The following is a 17,844-nucleotide window of genomic DNA, read 5'->3' on the forward strand; positions in this document are numbered from 1 at the left end:
ACGTCAATTGACATCAGCTTGGTTTAGTTTACTTTCTTCCGCAACAAACTGCTTATAATGTTTCTGAGCGTTAAAGTTAAATATAGCAACATATCCACCGAATAGAATGAATATAGCTGACACGATATAGGTGAGTGTGCCATCGAAAATCAGCAATTGATTGATGCCGAAGAAGATCAATAGGGCGCCAAGTGCTGTGCCTGCCAAACTCGCATACATCTTTTTACGGATGGGAAACATATGGCTCGTGCGGAATTGTCGTGTTTTAAAAACAAAATAGAATACGCCGCAAGCGACGATACCAAAAACAAAAATAAAGTTAACCATTTCCATCAAAAAAGCCCCCATTACATACAAAATAACCTGCTACCTTAGCGTTGAGGTTCATTATATATTGTAGCGGCTTTTAATAGGAAATGCGAATACTTGTACAGAAACCTGGGGGAATATAGATGAAACGACAAATCATTGACACAATTGAGAAATACGAAAAAATTATCATTCATCGTCACGTCCGACCTGATCCAGATGCATACGGGTCACAAATGGGGTTGAAAGCACTTATTGAAAAGAACTATCCGAGAAAGCAAGTACTCGCAGTTGGAACGCATGATGAACTGTTAAGTTATTTGGGTGAACCGAACACCGTGACTGAAACAGATTACGAAGGTGCCCTGGTCATCGTTACCGATACAGCGAACACGGATCGTATTGATGGATCATTTTACGACAAAGGTGCATTTTTATGGAAAATCGATCATCACCCGAACGAAGATCCATATGGTGATGAGCGATGGGTAAATACAGACGCGAGTTCTTGCTCGGAAATGATCTATACCATATATGAAGAAGGTCAAGCTTCATACAATTGGGAAATGTCCCCAGAAGCGGCACGTTTCTTATTTGCAGGAATTGTCGGGGATACGGGTCGTTTTATGTTCCCGAGCACGACTGAAAAGACATTTGAAGTAGCTAGCTCGTTAATCAAGCAACCTTTTGATCGAACGAAATTATTCGCAGGTATGTATGAGATGGATCGTAAAATCTTGCATTTGCAAGGCTACATCTACCAAAACTTTACGATCGATGAAAATGGTGCGGCTTATATTAAATTAACAAAAGAAATTTTGGAGCAGTTCGATGTAACCGTATCGGAGACGTCTCAACTCGTAGGGTCACTTGGAGAGGTTAAAGGGATTTGTGCGTGGATCATCTTTATTGAAGAGCAGAACCAAATCCGTGTCCGCCTACGTTCAAAAGGTCCTATCATCAATACATTGGCGATGCAGCACAATGGCGGTGGTCATCCACTAGCGTCAGGTGCTTCCGCGTATTCATGGACAGAAGTAGATGAAATCATCGGTAAACTGCAAGAACTTTGCAGAAACTATTAAGCAGAGCTGAGGGATTGAAATGAACCTGATGTATCCGCAAATTGTCACAGGCGCAGATTTATTGCGTGGAATCGTAAAGTTAGATGAACTGGCTCCTCTTTTGCAAAAAAGAGGGGCTTCTTCTGCTGCTATCGTCAATAGTACATTATATGGCGTGCGATCATTTAGTAAAATGCTGAGTAAATACGGCATCCGACCCATAATTGGATTGTCCGTTATGTTAGAAGTTGAAGATCATGAAGTGCTTGTATACATATATGCGCAAAACGAAACAGGCTTCTCCAATCTACTGAAAATGAGCAGTGCTATTTCGACACGTCAAGAAGAAAACTTACCGCTGAATTGGCTCCACGCCTATAGAGAAGGGTGCATCATGATATGTGCGATGACCGATTCATCCTGGGCGAATGCGCGTACTCTACATGTACTGCAGTTACTAACGGAGAACGTTTCCACCACTTCAACATTTATTGGAATCAGCCGGCCGGGTGGGGGGGCCCATACTGACGAAGCTGCCATTATGCAGTTGAGTGAGGAAAGTCAATTATCCATAGCGGCTTGTCACGAAACACGCTTTCTTCATAAAGAAGACTTTCAAGCTTATGAAGTCGCAACAGCCATTCGGAAAGGCTTTAAATTAAATGATTCAAAAAAACCGCCTAATCGTTATAGACAAGCGTTTTTGCCTGAACTACAAGAACTTACAAATTGGTTCAGAGAGTATCCGGAATGGTTACAGACAACGGAAAACATTATGAATTCCTGTAATGTGACGATCCAGAAAGAAGATTTTTTACTTCCCAAGTTTCCTGTAGTAGATGGCAAAAAGTCCATTGATTTGCTGGAAGAACAGTGTCGGACCGGATTGCAACAACGCTTTCCAACACTATCGCCAGAGTATGAAGAGCGATTACGCTATGAATTATCGATTATTAAACAAATGGGCTTCACAGATTATTTCTTAATAGTAGAAGACTATGTACGTTACGCAAAAGCAGAAGGAATTTTGGTAGGTCCAGGACGTGGCTCTTCGGCAGGCTCTTTAGTAGCATTTGCACTTGGCATCACAGAAGTGGATCCCATTATATACGGATTGTTATTTGAGCGCTTCTTGAATCCCGAACGTGTGACCATGCCTGATATAGATATCGATTTCGCGGATCATCGCAGAACGGAAGTTGTCAATTATGTGGCGGAAACATACGGCAAACAATATGTCGCACAGATTATCACATTCGGTACACTTTCAACGAAAGCCGTTGCCCGAAATGTTGCCAGAGTGGTGGATTTCACACCGGAAGAAGTGCGTTTCATGTCCAATGAATTGAATAGTAGACAGTCGTTTAAAGAAACGATCATGCAGTCCAAGAAATTACGTGACTGGATTCAAGTGGAGCCCCGAAGGAAAATATGGCAACAAGCTGCAGAACGTTTAGAAGATTTACCGAGAAATGCATCAACCCATGCTGCAGGTGTCGTGCTTGCCGCGAAGCCGCTCGTTCATTATGTCCCACTGCAGATTGGATCCGATGAAGTCTTCCTGACTCAATGGGCGATGAAAGATGTAGAAGAAGTCGGTTTGTTGAAAATGGACTTTCTTGGGTTGCGAAACCTCACACTACTCGATAGAATCCGTGCCATGATTCAATACAATAAAAAGCAGATCATCGACTTTGAGCAGATACCACTCACTGATCAAGCAACATACGCACTATTTAAAGCAGGAGATACAACAGGGATCTTCCAATTTGAATCGCCTGGTATGCGTCGCGCCCTTCGAACGATACAGCCCGATAACTTTAAAGATATTTACTCAGTCAACGCCTTGTACCGTCCGGGTCCTATGGAGTTTATCCCTCTTTATAGTCGTCGAAAAAATGGACAAGAACCGACCGTATATGACATACCCGAGCTCGAACCTATTCTAGCCGAAACGTACGGCATTATTATTTATCAAGAACAGATCATGAAAATCGCGGTGAATATTGCGGGCTTCACTATGGCGGAAGCCGATCTTCTAAGACGAGCAATTAGTAAGAAGAATCAGCAAGTATTGGAAGAAGAACGCCAGCACTTTACTGCCGGTGCACGTAAAAAAGGATTCGATCAAGTAAAGGCAAACGACGTGTATAATCTGATTGTTAAATTTGCGGATTACGGATTTCCGAAAAGTCATGCTGTAGCCTATTCACTAATTTCCTATCGACTGGCATTCTTTAAAGCAAATGAACCGACCTATTTTTACGCAGCATTTTTATCTTCTTTAACAGGAAGTAAAGAGAAGATGACGGAAGTAATTCGTGAAATGAAGGCAAAAGGTATTCCAATCCTACCTCCGTCAGTTACGAAAAGCCGCTATTCACATACAGTCGAAGGACATGCGGTTCGTCTAGGCCTAGGCGCTATAAAAGGGGTTACTATCGCCTTCTATCAGCAATTGGCTGCAGCGCGTGAGAAGGGGAACTGGTCTTCTATGTTTGACATGGCGATTGCACTCGGGGCTGATTACTTCACAGAAAAAACTGTCATTCCGTTAATTAAAGCAGGCGCGCTTGACGATTTTAATCAGAAGCGTTCCGTACTCCTTGCTTCAATTGATGCCGCTCATTCCCATGCGCTGTTCATAGGCGACGATGCATTAAGCGAACAGTTCCAATTTAATTCGCAACCTAAATATACACCGGGCGGCACAATGGATCAGATGACAAAGCTTGGTTTTGAACATGATACATTAGGGTTTTATTTGTCCGAGCATCCTGTTGAACAATTGAAGCGAAATGCATCCAATCAACTAGCGACCATTACATCACTAGTTTCTTTACGTCAAGGAACTAAAGTGTACTGTATGGGAATTATTCTGTCGATTAGACGGATTCGTACCAAAAAAGGCGAAGCGATGGCATTTCTTACGTTACAAGATGAGACTGGAGAAATTTCCTGTACTTTGTTTCCGAAACAATACGCACAGATCAGCGTCCACTTAAAAGAGGGAGCGTTTGTTCAAATTTCAGGAAGCATAGATTTTCGAAATCAATCTGTTCAACTGATAGTAGAACAGTTGTTGCCGCTCCATCAATCGGGAGAATAAAACATACGAGTATAGACTCTATGGTCAATCATGACGCAATCCACGTCACGATTGACCATACTTCGACTTTTTAGTAAGTGAGCGTTCAGTCGGCAAGAAAAATGACGAAATAAAAACACTTGTAATTTCACGATATTGCTTTACGTGGTGCCGACTTTTTTGTATGCTTGTATGCAGGGTGGTCAGACCACTCTGCTGAAGGTATGAAAAAGGAGTTCTCCTCATGCAAAATTCACAATCATCATCCAAGCGTTTTTTGGATATTATCGGAGAACTACAATCACTGATTAGCGAACAAAAAATCGAATACGGCGATAGGTTACCATCTGAACGTCACCTAGCAGAAAAGCTACAAGTGAGTAGAACCGCAGTACGCGAAGCGTTGCGAAGTATGGAATTGCTAGGCCTCATTGAGACGAGGCGAGGCGAAGGAACGTTCCTATCCGATTTCAAAAAACATCAATTAGTGGAAGTTCTCTCGACGTTTATTATGCAGCAAGCACGGTCAATCCAAGATGTAGTAGATACAAGGATGATCCATGAGCGGGCAGCAATTACAACAGTCACAGAAAATGAAGAATTGCGCATGCTTCCTGTTTGGGAAGGCATGCAAAGTAGGTTGAGAGAAGGAGAGTCAGTGTTTTCACGTGAAGATATGGTGCGCGAAACCATTGTCGCTACTGAAAATCGACTCTCCTTGAAAATTTGGTTTTTACTAAAACAGTATAGCGGTGTTTCTTTTGATATAGCCATTGAGGCTGATGAGGAAGTAGCTATAGTGCATGAACTGCTGGATGAAATGATGGCAGGTAATAAGGAAAAAGCCTTAATTTGTTATGAAAAATGGATGGATCAAGTTGAGGGAGAAAGAAGGGAAACGGAATGAGTATCAAAGAATTATTTAAAAAGAAATCAAAAGTAGACCAACATACAATACCTTCTGCCAAAAGTAAAGCAGATGTGCCAGAAGGAATTATGACGAAATGTCCGGAGTGCAAGCATGTGATTTTGACGAAGGACTTGTTGAAGAATGGTAAGGTTTGCCCTTCTTGCCAGCATCATTATAAGATGACGGCACAAGAGCGGATCGATCACTTATTTGATGAGGGTAGCTTTGAATCAATGGATGATCATTTGAAAACAGAGAATCCGCTAGATTTCCCTTCTTATACAGAAAAAGTAGAAGCTGATGCAAAAGCAACAGGTTTGAATGAGGCCGTACTGACTGGCGTCGGAAGGATTCAAGATACACTAGTAGCCGTTGCAGTCATGGATGCACATTTCCGAATGGGGTCTATGGGATCAGTAGTTGGCGAAAAAATTACAAGAGCTGTAGAGAAAGCTACGGAATTAGGTATTCCTATGTTGATTTTTTCCGCAAGTGGTGGTGCCCGTATGCAAGAAGGTGTAATTAGTCTGATGCAGATGGCTAAAGTGAGTGTTGCTCTTGAAAGACATGCCAATAAAGGGTTATTGTACATTTCCATCATGACCTACCCAACTACAGGTGGTGTATCCGCGAGTTTTGCCTCGGTTGGTGATATTAATCTTGCAGAGCCAAAAGCTTTGATCGGGTTTGCAGGGCGTCGAGTAATTGAACAAACCGTACGTGAAAAACTGCCTGAAGATTTCCAGACAGCGGAGTTCTTATTGAATCACGGGCAATTGGACGCTGTAGTCCATCGCAACGATATGCCAGAAGAAATGAATAAAATCTTGAAGCTTCACGCACGAAAGGGGGCTGTACTCGTATGAGTAAAACACTTGCATTTGAAGAACCTATCGTAAAACTGCGTGAAAAAATTAATGAACTAGAAGAGTATACCGCAGTCAATGACGTAGATCTTTCATCTGAAATCGTCAATTTGAAAAATCGTCTAGTTAAGTTGGAAACAGATATCTATGAAAGTATGGAGCCTTGGGATCGTGTACAAGTTGCCCGACACCCTGAAAGACCGACGACAATGGATTATATTACTCGTTTGTTCGAAGACTTTATCGAATTTCATGGAGATCGCAACTTTGGAGATGATGAAGCGATAATCGGTGGAATCGCCTCATTTGAGGAAATGCCCATTACAATCATTGGCCATCAGCGTGGAAAAGACACCAAAGAAAATGTTAGAAGAAACTTTGGTATGCCGCATCCCGAAGGATATCGTAAAGCGCTTCGCCTAATGAAGCAAGCGGAAAAGTTCCATCGTCCTATTATTTGTTTCATCGATACAAAAGGTGCATATCCCGGTAAAGCGGCAGAGGAACGAGGACAAAGTGAAGCAATTGCACGTAATCTAGTTGAAATGGCTGGTTTAAAAGTCCCTGTTATTTCCATCGTTATTGGAGAAGGGGGTAGTGGAGGTGCACTGGCTCTCGGTGTAGCAAACCATATCCATATGCTCGAAAACTCTACGTACTCTGTTATTTCCCCGGAAGGTGCAGCGTCTATTTTGTGGAAAGATCCATCACTGGCTAAACAAGCAGCGGAAGCGATGAAAATTACTGCACCCGATTTGAAAGAAATGAATATTATTGATGAAATCATTCCCGAAGTACTTGGCGGAGCACATCGCGATGCAAACAAACAGTCGGTAGAAATCCGTAGCACGCTACGAAGATCACTGAAAACATTATGCGAATTGACATCAGATGAATTGATTGATAATCGATATAATAAATTCCGGAGTATTGGCGTCTTTTCGGAATAAAAGATGCGGGCAACCGCGTCTTTTGCTCGTACATACAAGATATGATTAAAGGATGGGATCGACATGAAAAAAATTGCGGTCTTAACAAGTGGTGGCGACGCACCGGGAATGAATGCGGCCATTCGTTCCGTAGTCAGGAAAGCTCTCTTCGAAGGGGTGGAAGTTTCCGGTGTGTTCAATGGGTATCAAGGATTGATTGACGGTAAAATTGAGCAATTCCAGCTTGGTTCAGTCGGAGATATCATTCAGCGTGGCGGAACGATATTGCGATCTGCAAGATGTCCGGCGTTCATGACGGAAGAAGGTCGTGCCAAAGCAATGGAGCAAATCAAGCTTCATGCGATTGAAGGATTGGTCGTCATTGGTGGAGATGGGTCGTTTAAAGGAGCCAATGAACTTGTGAAATTGGGTGTTCCTTGTGCTTGTGTACCTGCTACAATTGATAACGATATTACCGGAACAGAATTTACGATCGGTTTTGATACTGCATTGAATACCGTAGTCCAAGTAATTGATAAAATCCGAGATACTGCAACATCTCATGAACGTTCTTTCATTATTGAAGTAATGGGTCGTGACGCAGGTGATCTCGCGTTATGGGCAGGGCTTGGTGGCGGTGCTGAATCGATTATACTGCCTGAGAAGCCATTTAACATACACGCTATTGTTGAACGCCTAAGGAGCAGTACGAGTCGTGGTAAAAAGCACAGTATTATCGTATTAGCGGAAGGTATGATGTCTGCCACGCAACTGGCAGAACTACTAAAAAAAGAAGCGGGTATTGAAACCCGTGTATCCATTTTAGGACATATGCAGCGAGGCGGCTCGCCATCTGCACGTGATCGGGTAATTGCTAGTCAATACGGTGCAAGAGCTGTTGAAACATTGTTATCCGGAAAGAAAAGTTCTGCTGTTGGTATGAGAAATCATAAAGTGGTAGACTATAACTTAGAGGAAGTCTTTATTAAACGAGAAAAGTTGGATTTGTCATTAGTAGATTTAGCAGAAACATTATCTATTTAATTAGTCAGAGCCGACATGACGCAGAGGAGCGATAAGTAGTGAGAAAGACAAAAATTGTGTGTACAATCGGCCCAGCAAGTGAATCATATGAAGGACTACTAAAGCTGATTGACGCAGGGATGAACGTTGCACGTCTAAACTTCTCCCATGGCACCCAAGAAGAGCATAGAGTACGTATTGAAAGAATCCGCAAAGCAGCAGCAGAAAAAGAAAAAATGGTAGGAATTCTACTTGACACGAAAGGTCCTGAAATTCGGACGCATAAAATGAAAGATGGTCAAATTGAATTGGTGCGTGGACAAGCAGTAGATATTTCGATGCAAGAAGTACTCGGCACTGCAGAAACATTTTCCGTTACCTACGAAAAGTTAATTCATGATGTGGAACGTGGTTCATTTGTCTTACTAGATGATGGATTAATCGAACTTGAAGTAACAGGTAAGGATACGGAAAAAGGTTTGATCCACACCAAAGTGATCAACGCAGGTCCTTTAAAAGATAATAAAGGTGTTAACGTTCCGAATGTTTCCGTTCAATTGCCGGGAATTACGGATAAAGACAAAGAAGATATCTTGTTCGGTATTGAACAAGGCGTCGATTTTATCGCGGCTTCTTTTGTCCGTCGTGCATCTGACGTCATTCAAATCCGTGAACTACTGGAAAATAATAATGGTGGACATATCCATATCGTACCGAAGATTGAAAATCAGGAAGGTGTCGACAATCTCGATGCAATCCTCCAGTTATCTGATGGTCTGATGGTTGCTCGTGGAGATCTAGGAGTAGAAATTCCAGCTGAGGAAGTTCCTTTGGTACAAAAAATGATGATTCGTAAATGTAACCAATACGGTAAACCGGTTATTACAGCCACTCAAATGTTGGATTCTATGCAAAGAAACCCACGTCCTACACGCGCAGAAGCAAGCGATGTAGCCAATGCGATTTTGGATGGTTCAGATGCTGTCATGCTTTCGGGTGAGACGGCTGCTGGATTATATCCGGTCGAATCTGTAAAAGTCATGTGCAAGATCGCACTTTCTACTGAAGAATCTATGGACTTCCATTCTGTCGTTTCCACAAGAACGAGAGAAAAAGAAGGAAATCTTACAGAGGCAATTGGACAAGCAGCGTCTTATACAGCACTAAACTTGAATGTAAAAGCGATTTTAGCACCAACTGAAAGTGGTCAAACAGCGACGATGATCGCAAAATACCGTCCAGGTGTTCCAATTATAGCGGTTACACGTTCCGAAGTGGTTTCCAATAAGCTGACGCTAGTTTGGGGAGTGTATCCAATCGTTGGAAAGAAAGCACTGGACATCGACGGGATCCTTCAGGAATCAGTCGAAGAGAGTGTAAAACATCAATATGTAACGCATGGAGATGTAGTCATTATCACAGCGGGGGTACCGGTTGGTGAAGCGGGTACAACGAACTTGATGAAATTACATGTGATCGGTGATTTAATCGGTCGAGGACAAGGCATCGGCAAAAACGTTGCTTTCGGTAAAGCGAAAATCATCAAGAATTCACAAGAAGCATTGACACAAATTAAAGAAGGCGACATTATTGTTACGCATTCTACAGACCGTGATATGTTTGCAGCGCTCGAGCGATGTGCAGGTATCATTACTGAAACGGGCGGTTTGACTAGTCACGCCGCGGTAGTTGGTTTGAGTCTTGGTATACCTGTTATCGTAGGGGTGGAAAATATCACATCTGTTATTAAAAATGGCAGTGACATTACAATGGACGCAGCGAGTGGTGTGATCTACAACGGTCACGCAAAAGTATTGTAAAAACATACAGACCGCTTCTCGTTAAGAGAAAGCGGTCTTTTTGGAGGTCACTATATGAAATGGTTAATAGCATTATTTATTATCGTACCGACTACAGAACTGGCTTTATTAATGATCTCAGGCAAAACGCTCGGTATCATGCCTACGATTTTGATTATTATCATAACAGGAATTGGTGGCGCGTATCTTGCGAAGAAACAAGGGCTTCGTGCATGGCGTGATTTACAGGTCCGTATGGCCAATAGAGAAACTCCTGGTAAAGCATTAGTAGATAGCGTGTGTATTTTACTAGGTGGTTTATTATTATTAATACCTGGTTTCATCACAGACATTATGGGATTAGTATTGTTGTTTAGTGGCCCACGTAAAATACTGTACCCATTTATCGTCAAGTGGATTTACAATAAAATACGTAACGGGCAAATCCGAGTTATGTAAACGTAGGATGTTCCTTAACTTTTAACGCAATAAATAGGAAGAATGGTAAAAACATGATGCCGTATAATCCGAATAAATAAACAGCGCAAGCCGTAATAACAAATGAATGTACAGTGCGTAATTTAAAGGTGTGTGCCCATAATATGGATTCAACCATCTGCCTGCATACAAGTAAAACGATGTACAAAACGACTAAGCCAATAGCCGAATGCATGTCGTCAATATAGAAGGAAAAGGCAATCATCGGCAAAAACACGAGACCTATTCCAAGGAACGGAATACTATCGACTAATGAAATCAAAAATGCTTTAGTTACGAATGACTCGAAATCGAGAAGCCAAAAACCGGCAGCCATTAGAATAAACGTCATGATAAATAGTCGAATTTGAACGGAGAAAAAATGTCCCATCAAACGGCTTGACCTCTCAAAAATCCTGCGTGCTACCTGTCTGAAGTTTTTAGGAAAGTACACTAAAAACCAAAAACGATTGGTAGCACTTTCTCGTAAAGCGAAAAAGTACGCAATAATAAATAAAAATGTGCTGAAGATCTGCTGGAAAGTCTTTTGCAGTAAACTAATGACCCCCTCCATCGCTTCATGACTTAGTTGGATAAATTGTTCTGCGGCCGCGTGTAGGTTCCATCCTTGATTATCCATCATTTCAATAATTACGCCTAATTGATCTTCCATTGTCCAAATGACAGAAATCAATCCATTGATTGATAGGAATAGGAAGGTGTATACTAAAGAGGCAAGCATCCCCATTATGAGTAAAGCAGCTAAAAAAGCCGGCAGTTTTGTAAGGGCTATTAAAGAATTCATAAGCGGAGCGGTGAAGAAAGCGAAAACTATCGCAAATCCAACAGGTGGAATCACGATGAGAGAAATTATGATTAATATAGCCGGTAACCATTGACGGGCGTAGGTTTGGAAGCGTTTGGAGTCGATGGATATCATGGGAATTTGTCCATTCCTTTCGGGTAATAATAAATAAAAAACATCTTTACCATTCACAAAACCGTTCAAGTTGCTTATAATGGACTTTGTAAGCGTTTTAGATAAAATATAATTGGCAGATGGTCATCGTTTCTGCACTCCGCTTCAGGGAGATGACCAAACTGGGAAGAAGGAGCGAATATCATGACAGCAACAAAAGGTTTGGAAGGTATCGTGGCAGCACAAACTCAAATCAGTTCCATTATCGATGACACTCTTACATACGTAGGATATGGTATCGATGATTTAGCAGAAAATGCTAGTTTCGAAGAAGTAGTTTATCTACTTTGGCATAAACGTTTGCCAAACGAAAAGGAACTAGCTGAATTGAAACAGCAGTTGGAAGATAACGCAGCAATTCCACAAGGGGTTCTTGACCACTTTAAAACGTATCCGATCGACAAAGTGCATCCAATGGCGGCACTTCGTACAGCAATCTCGCTTCTAGGATTATACGATGAAAAAGCGGAAGATATGTCACCTGAAGAAAACTACAATAAAGCAGTTAAGCTTCAAGCTAAAGTTGCAACTGTAGTTACTGCATTCGCACGTATCAGAAAAGGACAAGAGCCAGTAGCACCTAAAAAAGGTTTAAGCTATGCGGCAAACTTCCTTTACATGCTTTCTGGGGAAGAGCCTGCTGATATCGCTGAAGAAGCATTCAATAAAGCACTTGTACTACACGCAGACCATGAATTGAACGCATCGACATTCACAGCGCGCGTATGTGTGGCTACTCTATCTGATATGTATTCTGGCGTTACTGCTGCAATTGGCGCTCTTAAAGGTCCATTACATGGCGGTGCAAACGAAGCGGTTATGAATATGCTAATGGAGATCGGCGATGAAGATAAGGTCGAGTCATATATTCGTGAAAAACTGGCTAATAAAGAAAAAATCATGGGCTTCGGACACCGTGTATACCGTCAAGGTGATCCACGAGCGAAGCACTTACGTGAAATGTCTAAGCGATTGACTGCTCTTCGTGGTGAAGAAAAGTGGTACAATATGTCTGAAAAGATCGAAGCAATTGTCACTGGAGAAAAGAAATTGCCTCCAAATGTTGATTTCTACTCCGCTTCGGTATATCATTCATTAGACATCGATCATGATATTTTCACACCTATTTTTGCTGTTTCACGTTTTTCAGGATGGATTGCACATATCCTGGAGCAATACGAAAACAACCGCTTGATCCGCCCACGTGCAGAGTACGTTGGACCAGGCATGCAAAAGTATGTTCCAATCAATGAACGATAAAAAATAGTAAATTCGTGGGGCGGTATCTCGTATACCGGCCCACTGATTTTGAACTCAGGAGGATATCAATAATGGCTAACGAAGGAAAGATTACAGTAACTAACGGTGTTTTAAACGTCCCAGATCACGCAACGATTCCTTTCATTATAGGTGACGGCACAGGTCCGGATATTTGGCATGCAGCTTCACGTGTTATCGAAGCAGCTGTTGAAAAAGCTTATGACGGAAAAAAGAAGATTAATTGGTTAGAAGTTCTTGCAGGAGAAAAGGCATTCAACGAAACTGGTGACTGGCTTCCACAAGAAACTCTTGACACAATTAAAGAATATCTAATTGCGATTAAAGGACCACTTACTACGCCGATCGGTGGAGGATTCCGTTCATTGAACGTAGCACTACGTCAAGAACTTGATCTATACACGTGCTTGCGTCCGGTTCGTTATTTCCAAGGAGTACCTTCACCCGTGAAACGTCCTGAGGATTGTGACATGGTTATTTTCCGTGAAAACACAGAAGACATCTATGCAGGTATTGAGTACCAAGAAGGTTCTGACGAAGTGAAAAAATTAATTAACTTCCTTCAAACCGAGTTAGGTGTTAAAAATATTCGTTTCCCTGAAACTTCAGGACTTGGTATCAAACCGATTTCTGAAGAAGGCACAAAGCGTCTCGTTCGTTCAGCATTGAACTATACGATTGAAGAAGGTCGTAAATCTTTGACGATTGTACACAAAGGAAACATCATGAAGTTCACAGAAGGCGCATTCGCGAACTGGGCATACGAGTTGGCTGAAGAAGAATTCGGCGACAAAGTATTCACATGGAGAGAATATGACCGTATTAAAGATGCTGAAGGAACAGATGCTGCGAATAAAGCACAATCTGATGCAGAAGCTGCAGGCAAAATCATCGTAAAAGATGCAATTGCGGATATCTTCTTGCAACAAATCCTGACTCGTCCAAAAGAATTTGACGTAGTAGCTACAATGAACTTGAACGGTGACTACGTTTCTGATGCGCTTGCTGCACAAGTAGGCGGAATCGGAATCGCACCGGGAGCGAACATTAACTACGAGTCTGGACATGCGATCTTTGAAGCAACTCACGGAACAGCACCGAAATATGCAGGATTGGATAAAGTTAACCCTTCATCCGTATTGCTATCAGGCGTTATGATGCTTCAACATCTTGGCTGGAACGAGGCGGCTGATCTAATCACGGCTTCTATCGAAAAATCTATCGCATCTAAAGTAGTGACATACGATTTCGCACGTCTAATGGACAATGCGGAAGAAGTAAGCACTTCTGGATTTGCAGACGCACTAATCAAAAACCTATAAGCATGACGAAAGAGGGGGATGAGAATCCCCCTCTTTCTACTATCTTGTTCTGAAAAAGGAGAGTTTTACATGTCATTGAAGCGTAAAAAAGTATCGGTTATCGGATCTGGTTTTACTGGAGCAACAACTGCATTCCTTTTAGCTCAAAAAGAATTATGCGATGTCGTCATCGTGGATATTCCATCAATGGAAAATCCGACGAAAGGCAAAGCATTGGACATGTTGGAAGCTGGTCCGGTTCAGGGGTTTGATGCCAACATCATCGGTACATCCAATTACGAGGATACAAAAGATTCGGATGTAGTGGTTATTACTGCGGGTATTGCGCGTAAACCTGGAATGAGCCGTGACGACTTAGTACAGACAAATCAAAAAGTCATGAAGTCCGTGACAGCTGAAATTGTAAAGTATTCTCCTGATACGAAGATTATCGTTCTGACGAATCCAGTGGATGCCATGACGTATACTGTGTATAAAGAATCTGGATTCCCTAAAGAACGTGTGATTGGTCAGTCGGGTGTACTGGATACAGCTCGTTTCCGAACGTTTGTCGCGCAAGAATTGAATCTATCCGTGAAAGATGTAACAGGATTCGTTTTAGGTGGCCATGGAGACGATATGGTGCCTCTAGTGCGTTATTCGACTGCTGGTGGTGTGCCTCTTGAAAACTTGATCTCTGCTGGTCGTCTGGAAGAGATTGTAGAACGTACACGTAAAGGTGGAGCTGAAATCGTCAATCTGTTAGGTAATGGGTCTGCATATTATGCGCCGGCTGCTGCATTGGTTGAAATGACAGAAGCTATTTTGAAAGACCAAAAACGAGTATTACCATCAATCGCGTTTCTAGAAGGCGAATATGGTATGAACGGTATTTATTTAGGTGTTCCGACTGTATTAGGTGCGAACGGTATTGAAAAGATCATAGAACTTGAATTGACTGACGATGAGAAAATGGGGCTTCAAAAGTCCGCTGATTCTGTACGTACAGTCATGAGTGTTCTATCGTAAAATTATAGGTTGGGGATCGGACAGCTTTGTAGCCGTCCGATCTTTTTTCTCGTTAGCTCGATTTTTCTTGGGTGGATTGTTATAATTTAATTATTGAAGTAATTTTCAGCTTTTTTTCAAAGATGACTTTAGAAATATAGGAGGGGTTTGTTTGTTGAAAAGTAGACGGAAATTGATAGGGAAAGATATCACAGAGTTGGAAATCGGTGAGAGGTTACACTTAACCGAGAAAATAGAAGATAAAGATTTGATGCTATACCTGGGATTAACGAATGATGCCAATCCGCTTTATCTGCAACATGATTATGCAGCGGAGACGATATATGGACAGCCGATCGTTCCACCCATTATGTTGACGGGTATCGTAACAGCCGCCATTTCGAAACATATGCCAGGACCAGGCGCACATATAATCAATCAGCAACTGCATTTTCCTAAACCGGTCTATCATTACTCGATAGTCGAATTCGTTCTGGAAGTCACGAAACTTGAAGTTCAGTCAAACCAAGTAACGATCCAAGTAGATGCAACTGATCAGGAAGGCGAACGAATTATGAGCGGAGAAGTAGTAGTGATCGCGCCACAAAAGCTTCCTGTCAAACTGGCACAAACAAAGGAATCGTCGGATGGGAATTAAACAGCAAAAGATTTTAATTGTGGAAGATGAACAATCTATACAAAAACTACTTGAATTCACATTGCAGCAAGCGGACTATAAAACAGTACTCGCAAATGACGGCGAAGAAGCCGTGGAAAAAGTATTAGATGAACAACCCGATTTGATTATTCTAGATTTAATGTTGCCGAAAATAGACGGAATAGAAGTCTGCCGTATGTTGAGAAAAGAAAATATTGAAACGCCAATCATCATGTTGACTGCTAAAGGGGAAGAGATGGATAAAATCGTTGGGCTAGAAATGGGTGCCGATGATTATATGACCAAGCCTTTTAGTCCCCGTGAAGTGGCGGCAAGAGTACGTGCAGTTCTTAGGCGTACAGGTGAGCGCAACCATATGAAGGAAAAGAAATTGGTTGCGGGACAGCTGACAGTATATCCGGAACGCTTGGAAGTGTACTTGGACGAAAAGCCGTTAGAATTTACACCTAAAGAATTTGAGTTGCTTGTTTATTTCATGAAGCATCCAAATCGCGTGTTCTCTCGTGATCAGTTGCTACAGGCAGTCTGGAATTACGAATTTGCAGGAGATTCTAGAATTGTGGATGTACATGTGAGCCATCTGCGCGATAAAATCGAAGAAAATACGAGGAAACCGCGCTATATTAAAACGATGAGAGGCGTCGGTTACAAGTTCGGGGAGCAAAACTAGATGAAGTACTATTACACACGAATTTTAACTGCATCCGCCATCATTTTATCCATTCTATTAATTGTGCTAGGAATTATCTTAGGACAATTTTTTCATTTATTTGGAGAAAATGTGGATGCAACAATACAACAAACCTATTGGGTCTACTTACTGTTTACACTCGTTTTAGTATTTGTCGTCACGATGTTCGTTATGGCAAAAATCCTTCAGCAGTATGTTCAGCCGATTGATCACTTCACAGGTGTTATTCATCAATTGGCACGAGGCAATTATCAGGCGCGAGCGCATAATGAAGACTCGGAAATCAATCATCAACTGACGAATTCCATCAATGAAGTCGCGCAGAAATTACAAGGAAACTCTGCACTTCGCGCAATGGAACAAGAGCGCTTAAAGACATTGGTCAGTAGCATTGGTAGTAGCCTATTGATGTTTGGCAGGCAAGGTGCAATCAACTTGGTCAATCGCGTGTTTGAAGAAACCTTCCATCGCGATGGAGAAGAGCTAATGGGAAAAACGTTTAAAGATATCGGATTGCCAGCGGATATTGAAAGAGAAATTGAAACCATTTTTTTAACAGAGGAAGTACGTTCATTCCAATCTCAAGTAGTACTCAAGGAAGGCATCCGCCATTTAGAAGTATACGGCGCGCCTGTTATAGGTGAAAACGGCAACTGGCTTGGAATCGTTATTATCATGCATGATATTACAGAGTTGGTCCGCCTGGAACAAATACGTAAAGATTTCGTAGCGAATGTGTCCCATGAATTAAAAACACCTGTTACATCGATTAAAGGTTTTTCGGAAATGTTGCTTGACGGTGTGGTGGAAGATCCTGTGGTAAAGAAAGATTTCCTAGAGATTATGTATAAGGAAAGTAATCGTCTGCAATTATTGATTGAAGATTTATTGCGATTATCTAGCATGGAACGTGGAAGCTTTGAAATTACACGAGAGCCTGTGGATGTTATTGAAGTAGTCGAGCAATCCATCAAGATCGTTCAGGCAAGAGTACAGGAAAAAGATATGCAAATTGATTTGCATATGCCAGAACAATTCATAATTCCTGCAGATCATGATCGTTTAGTGCAAGTCATGGTGAACTTATTGAATAATGCCATTGCCTACTCGCAAGAGAAAACGATTGTGACGGTCTCTGTAGAAGAAATAGAAGGAAACGTGGAAATCACGGTTCGCGATCAAGGGATTGGCATCATGCCTTCAGAGTTACCGCGACTATTTGAACGTTTTTACCGCGTAGATCGTGCGAGAAGCAGGGAATCAGGTGGTACAGGATTGGGTCTAGCGATTGTGAAACACATTGCTGAAGCGCATCAAGGCACTGTCACAGTGGACAGTGAAGTGGGTGTCGGCACTGTTTTTCGTATTCATTTACCCATTGATGAACAAATGTAGTATAGAAAAATGAAACTTACTCGACTACTGTTCCGTACAGTAGTCATA

Annotated in this window: 16 protein-coding genes; 14 read left to right on the forward strand and 2 right to left on the reverse strand. The window is 41.9% G+C overall.

All coding sequences use genetic code 11. The features are described from left to right. Positions 1–3 precede the first annotated feature (3 nt). Positions 4–333, reverse strand: coding sequence for a YtpI family protein (locus CSV67_RS00330; protein ID WP_099629647.1), 330 nt, complete (start codon positions 331–333; stop codon positions 4–6). Between the two features lie 119 nt (positions 334–452). On the opposite strand from CSV67_RS00330, the gene CSV67_RS00335 reads away from it, so the two are divergent. The 8 genes from CSV67_RS00335 (at position 453) to CSV67_RS00370 (ending at position 10,447) form a co-directional block, all read left to right on the forward strand. Beyond that, a complete protein-coding gene (locus CSV67_RS00335; RefSeq protein WP_099629648.1) occupies positions 453–1,394 on the forward strand; it encodes a DHH family phosphoesterase in 942 nt (313 codons plus the stop codon). A 19-nt stretch (positions 1,395–1,413) separates the two neighbouring features. Beyond that, positions 1,414–4,482, forward strand: coding sequence for a DNA polymerase III subunit alpha (locus CSV67_RS00340; protein ID WP_099629649.1), 3,069 nt, complete (start codon positions 1,414–1,416; stop codon positions 4,480–4,482). 223 nt (positions 4,483–4,705) lie between these two features. After that, positions 4,706–5,368 carry a FadR/GntR family transcriptional regulator gene (locus tag CSV67_RS00345; protein WP_099629650.1) on the forward strand — a complete coding sequence of 221 codons (663 nt, stop codon included), beginning with the start codon at positions 4,706–4,708 and terminating at the stop codon, positions 5,366–5,368. Further along, on the forward strand, positions 5,365–6,237 hold the full coding sequence (accD, locus tag CSV67_RS00350) for an acetyl-CoA carboxylase, carboxyltransferase subunit beta (RefSeq protein WP_099629651.1): 873 nt from the start codon (positions 5,365–5,367) through the stop codon (positions 6,235–6,237). The genes CSV67_RS00345 and accD overlap by 4 nt, the downstream gene beginning before the upstream one ends. Next, complete coding sequence (gene accA, locus CSV67_RS00355; RefSeq protein WP_099629652.1) at positions 6,234–7,187, forward strand: acetyl-CoA carboxylase carboxyl transferase subunit alpha; 954 nt, start codon at positions 6,234–6,236, stop codon at positions 7,185–7,187. The genes accD and accA overlap by 4 nt, the downstream gene beginning before the upstream one ends. A gap of 63 nt (positions 7,188–7,250) precedes the next feature. Further along, positions 7,251–8,210 (forward strand): 6-phosphofructokinase, encoded by a 960-nt coding sequence (gene pfkA / locus CSV67_RS00360; protein WP_099629653.1) that lies wholly within the window; start codon positions 7,251–7,253, stop codon positions 8,208–8,210. Between the two features lie 38 nt (positions 8,211–8,248). Continuing rightward, the gene (pyk, locus tag CSV67_RS00365; RefSeq protein ID WP_099629654.1) at positions 8,249–10,009 is read left to right on the forward strand and encodes a pyruvate kinase; all 1,761 of its coding nucleotides are present in this window, start codon (positions 8,249–8,251) and stop codon (positions 10,007–10,009) included. Positions 10,010–10,063: 54 nt separating this feature from the next. Further along, positions 10,064–10,447: an FxsA family protein gene (locus CSV67_RS00370; protein ID WP_099629655.1), complete on the forward strand. Its 384-nt coding sequence runs from the start codon at positions 10,064–10,066 to the stop codon at positions 10,445–10,447. Here the strand turns inward: CSV67_RS00370 and CSV67_RS00375 are convergent. Beyond that, a complete protein-coding gene (locus tag CSV67_RS00375) occupies positions 10,440–11,405 on the reverse strand; it encodes an AI-2E family transporter (protein WP_099629656.1) in 966 nt (321 codons plus the stop codon). The two genes, CSV67_RS00370 and CSV67_RS00375, sit on opposite strands and share 8 nt — an antisense overlap. 183 nt (positions 11,406–11,588) lie before the next feature. Here CSV67_RS00375 and citZ point away from each other — a divergent pair, with 183 nt between their 5' ends. The 6 genes from citZ (at position 11,589) to pnpS (ending at position 17,796) form a co-directional block, all read left to right on the forward strand. Next, entirely contained in the window at positions 11,589–12,704 is a 1,116-nt protein-coding gene (citZ, locus tag CSV67_RS00380) for a citrate synthase (RefSeq protein ID WP_099629657.1), read from the forward strand. A gap of 71 nt (positions 12,705–12,775) precedes the next feature. Continuing rightward, a complete protein-coding gene (gene icd / locus CSV67_RS00385; RefSeq protein WP_099629658.1) occupies positions 12,776–14,044 on the forward strand; it encodes an NADP-dependent isocitrate dehydrogenase in 1,269 nt (422 codons plus the stop codon). 69 nt (positions 14,045–14,113) lie between these two features. Continuing rightward, positions 14,114–15,052, forward strand: a complete 939-nt coding sequence (gene mdh, locus CSV67_RS00390; RefSeq protein ID WP_099629659.1) for a malate dehydrogenase — start codon at positions 14,114–14,116, stop codon at positions 15,050–15,052. A 151-nt stretch (positions 15,053–15,203) separates the two neighbouring features. Then, entirely contained in the window at positions 15,204–15,689 is a 486-nt protein-coding gene (locus CSV67_RS00395; protein ID WP_099629660.1) for a MaoC/PaaZ C-terminal domain-containing protein, read from the forward strand. Beyond that, positions 15,679–16,380, forward strand: a complete 702-nt coding sequence (locus CSV67_RS00400; RefSeq protein WP_099629661.1) for a response regulator transcription factor — start codon at positions 15,679–15,681, stop codon at positions 16,378–16,380. Before CSV67_RS00395 ends, CSV67_RS00400 begins: the two co-directional genes overlap by 11 nt. Continuing rightward, on the forward strand, positions 16,381–17,796 hold the full coding sequence (gene pnpS, locus CSV67_RS00405) for a two-component system histidine kinase PnpS (RefSeq protein WP_099629662.1): 1,416 nt from the start codon (positions 16,381–16,383) through the stop codon (positions 17,794–17,796). It abuts the gene before it with no gap. Positions 17,797–17,844 lie beyond the last annotated feature (48 nt).

This window comes from Sporosarcina sp. P2, assembly GCF_002743255.1.
Taxonomy (GTDB): Bacteria; Bacillota; Bacilli; order Bacillales_A; family Planococcaceae; genus Sporosarcina.

What these genes read in the sequence shown, in the direction of transcription:
- CSV67_RS00330 (WP_099629647.1), bottom strand. Translation starts at nt 333, where the DNA reads ATGGAAATGGTTAACTTTATTTTTGTTTTTGGTATCGTCGCTTGCGGC.
- CSV67_RS00400 (WP_099629661.1), top strand. Translation starts at nt 15,679, where the DNA reads ATGGGAATTAAACAGCAAAAGATTTTAATTGTGGAAGATGAACAATCT.
- CSV67_RS00340 (WP_099629649.1), top strand. Translation starts at nt 1,414, where the DNA reads ATGAACCTGATGTATCCGCAAATTGTCACAGGCGCAGATTTATTGCGT.
- mdh (WP_099629659.1), top strand. Translation starts at nt 14,114, where the DNA reads ATGTCATTGAAGCGTAAAAAAGTATCGGTTATCGGATCTGGTTTTACT.
- CSV67_RS00375 (WP_099629656.1), bottom strand. Translation starts at nt 11,405, where the DNA reads ATGATATCCATCGACTCCAAACGCTTCCAAACCTACGCCCGTCAATGG.
- CSV67_RS00345 (WP_099629650.1), top strand. Translation starts at nt 4,706, where the DNA reads ATGCAAAATTCACAATCATCATCCAAGCGTTTTTTGGATATTATCGGA.
- CSV67_RS00370 (WP_099629655.1), top strand. Translation starts at nt 10,064, where the DNA reads ATGAAATGGTTAATAGCATTATTTATTATCGTACCGACTACAGAACTG.
- pfkA (WP_099629653.1), top strand. Translation starts at nt 7,251, where the DNA reads ATGAAAAAAATTGCGGTCTTAACAAGTGGTGGCGACGCACCGGGAATG.
- icd (WP_099629658.1), top strand. Translation starts at nt 12,776, where the DNA reads ATGGCTAACGAAGGAAAGATTACAGTAACTAACGGTGTTTTAAACGTC.
- pnpS (WP_099629662.1), top strand. Translation starts at nt 16,381, where the DNA reads ATGAAGTACTATTACACACGAATTTTAACTGCATCCGCCATCATTTTA.
- accD (WP_099629651.1), top strand. Translation starts at nt 5,365, where the DNA reads ATGAGTATCAAAGAATTATTTAAAAAGAAATCAAAAGTAGACCAACAT.
- CSV67_RS00335 (WP_099629648.1), top strand. Translation starts at nt 453, where the DNA reads ATGAAACGACAAATCATTGACACAATTGAGAAATACGAAAAAATTATC.
- accA (WP_099629652.1), top strand. Translation starts at nt 6,234, where the DNA reads ATGAGTAAAACACTTGCATTTGAAGAACCTATCGTAAAACTGCGTGAA.
- citZ (WP_099629657.1), top strand. Translation starts at nt 11,589, where the DNA reads ATGACAGCAACAAAAGGTTTGGAAGGTATCGTGGCAGCACAAACTCAA.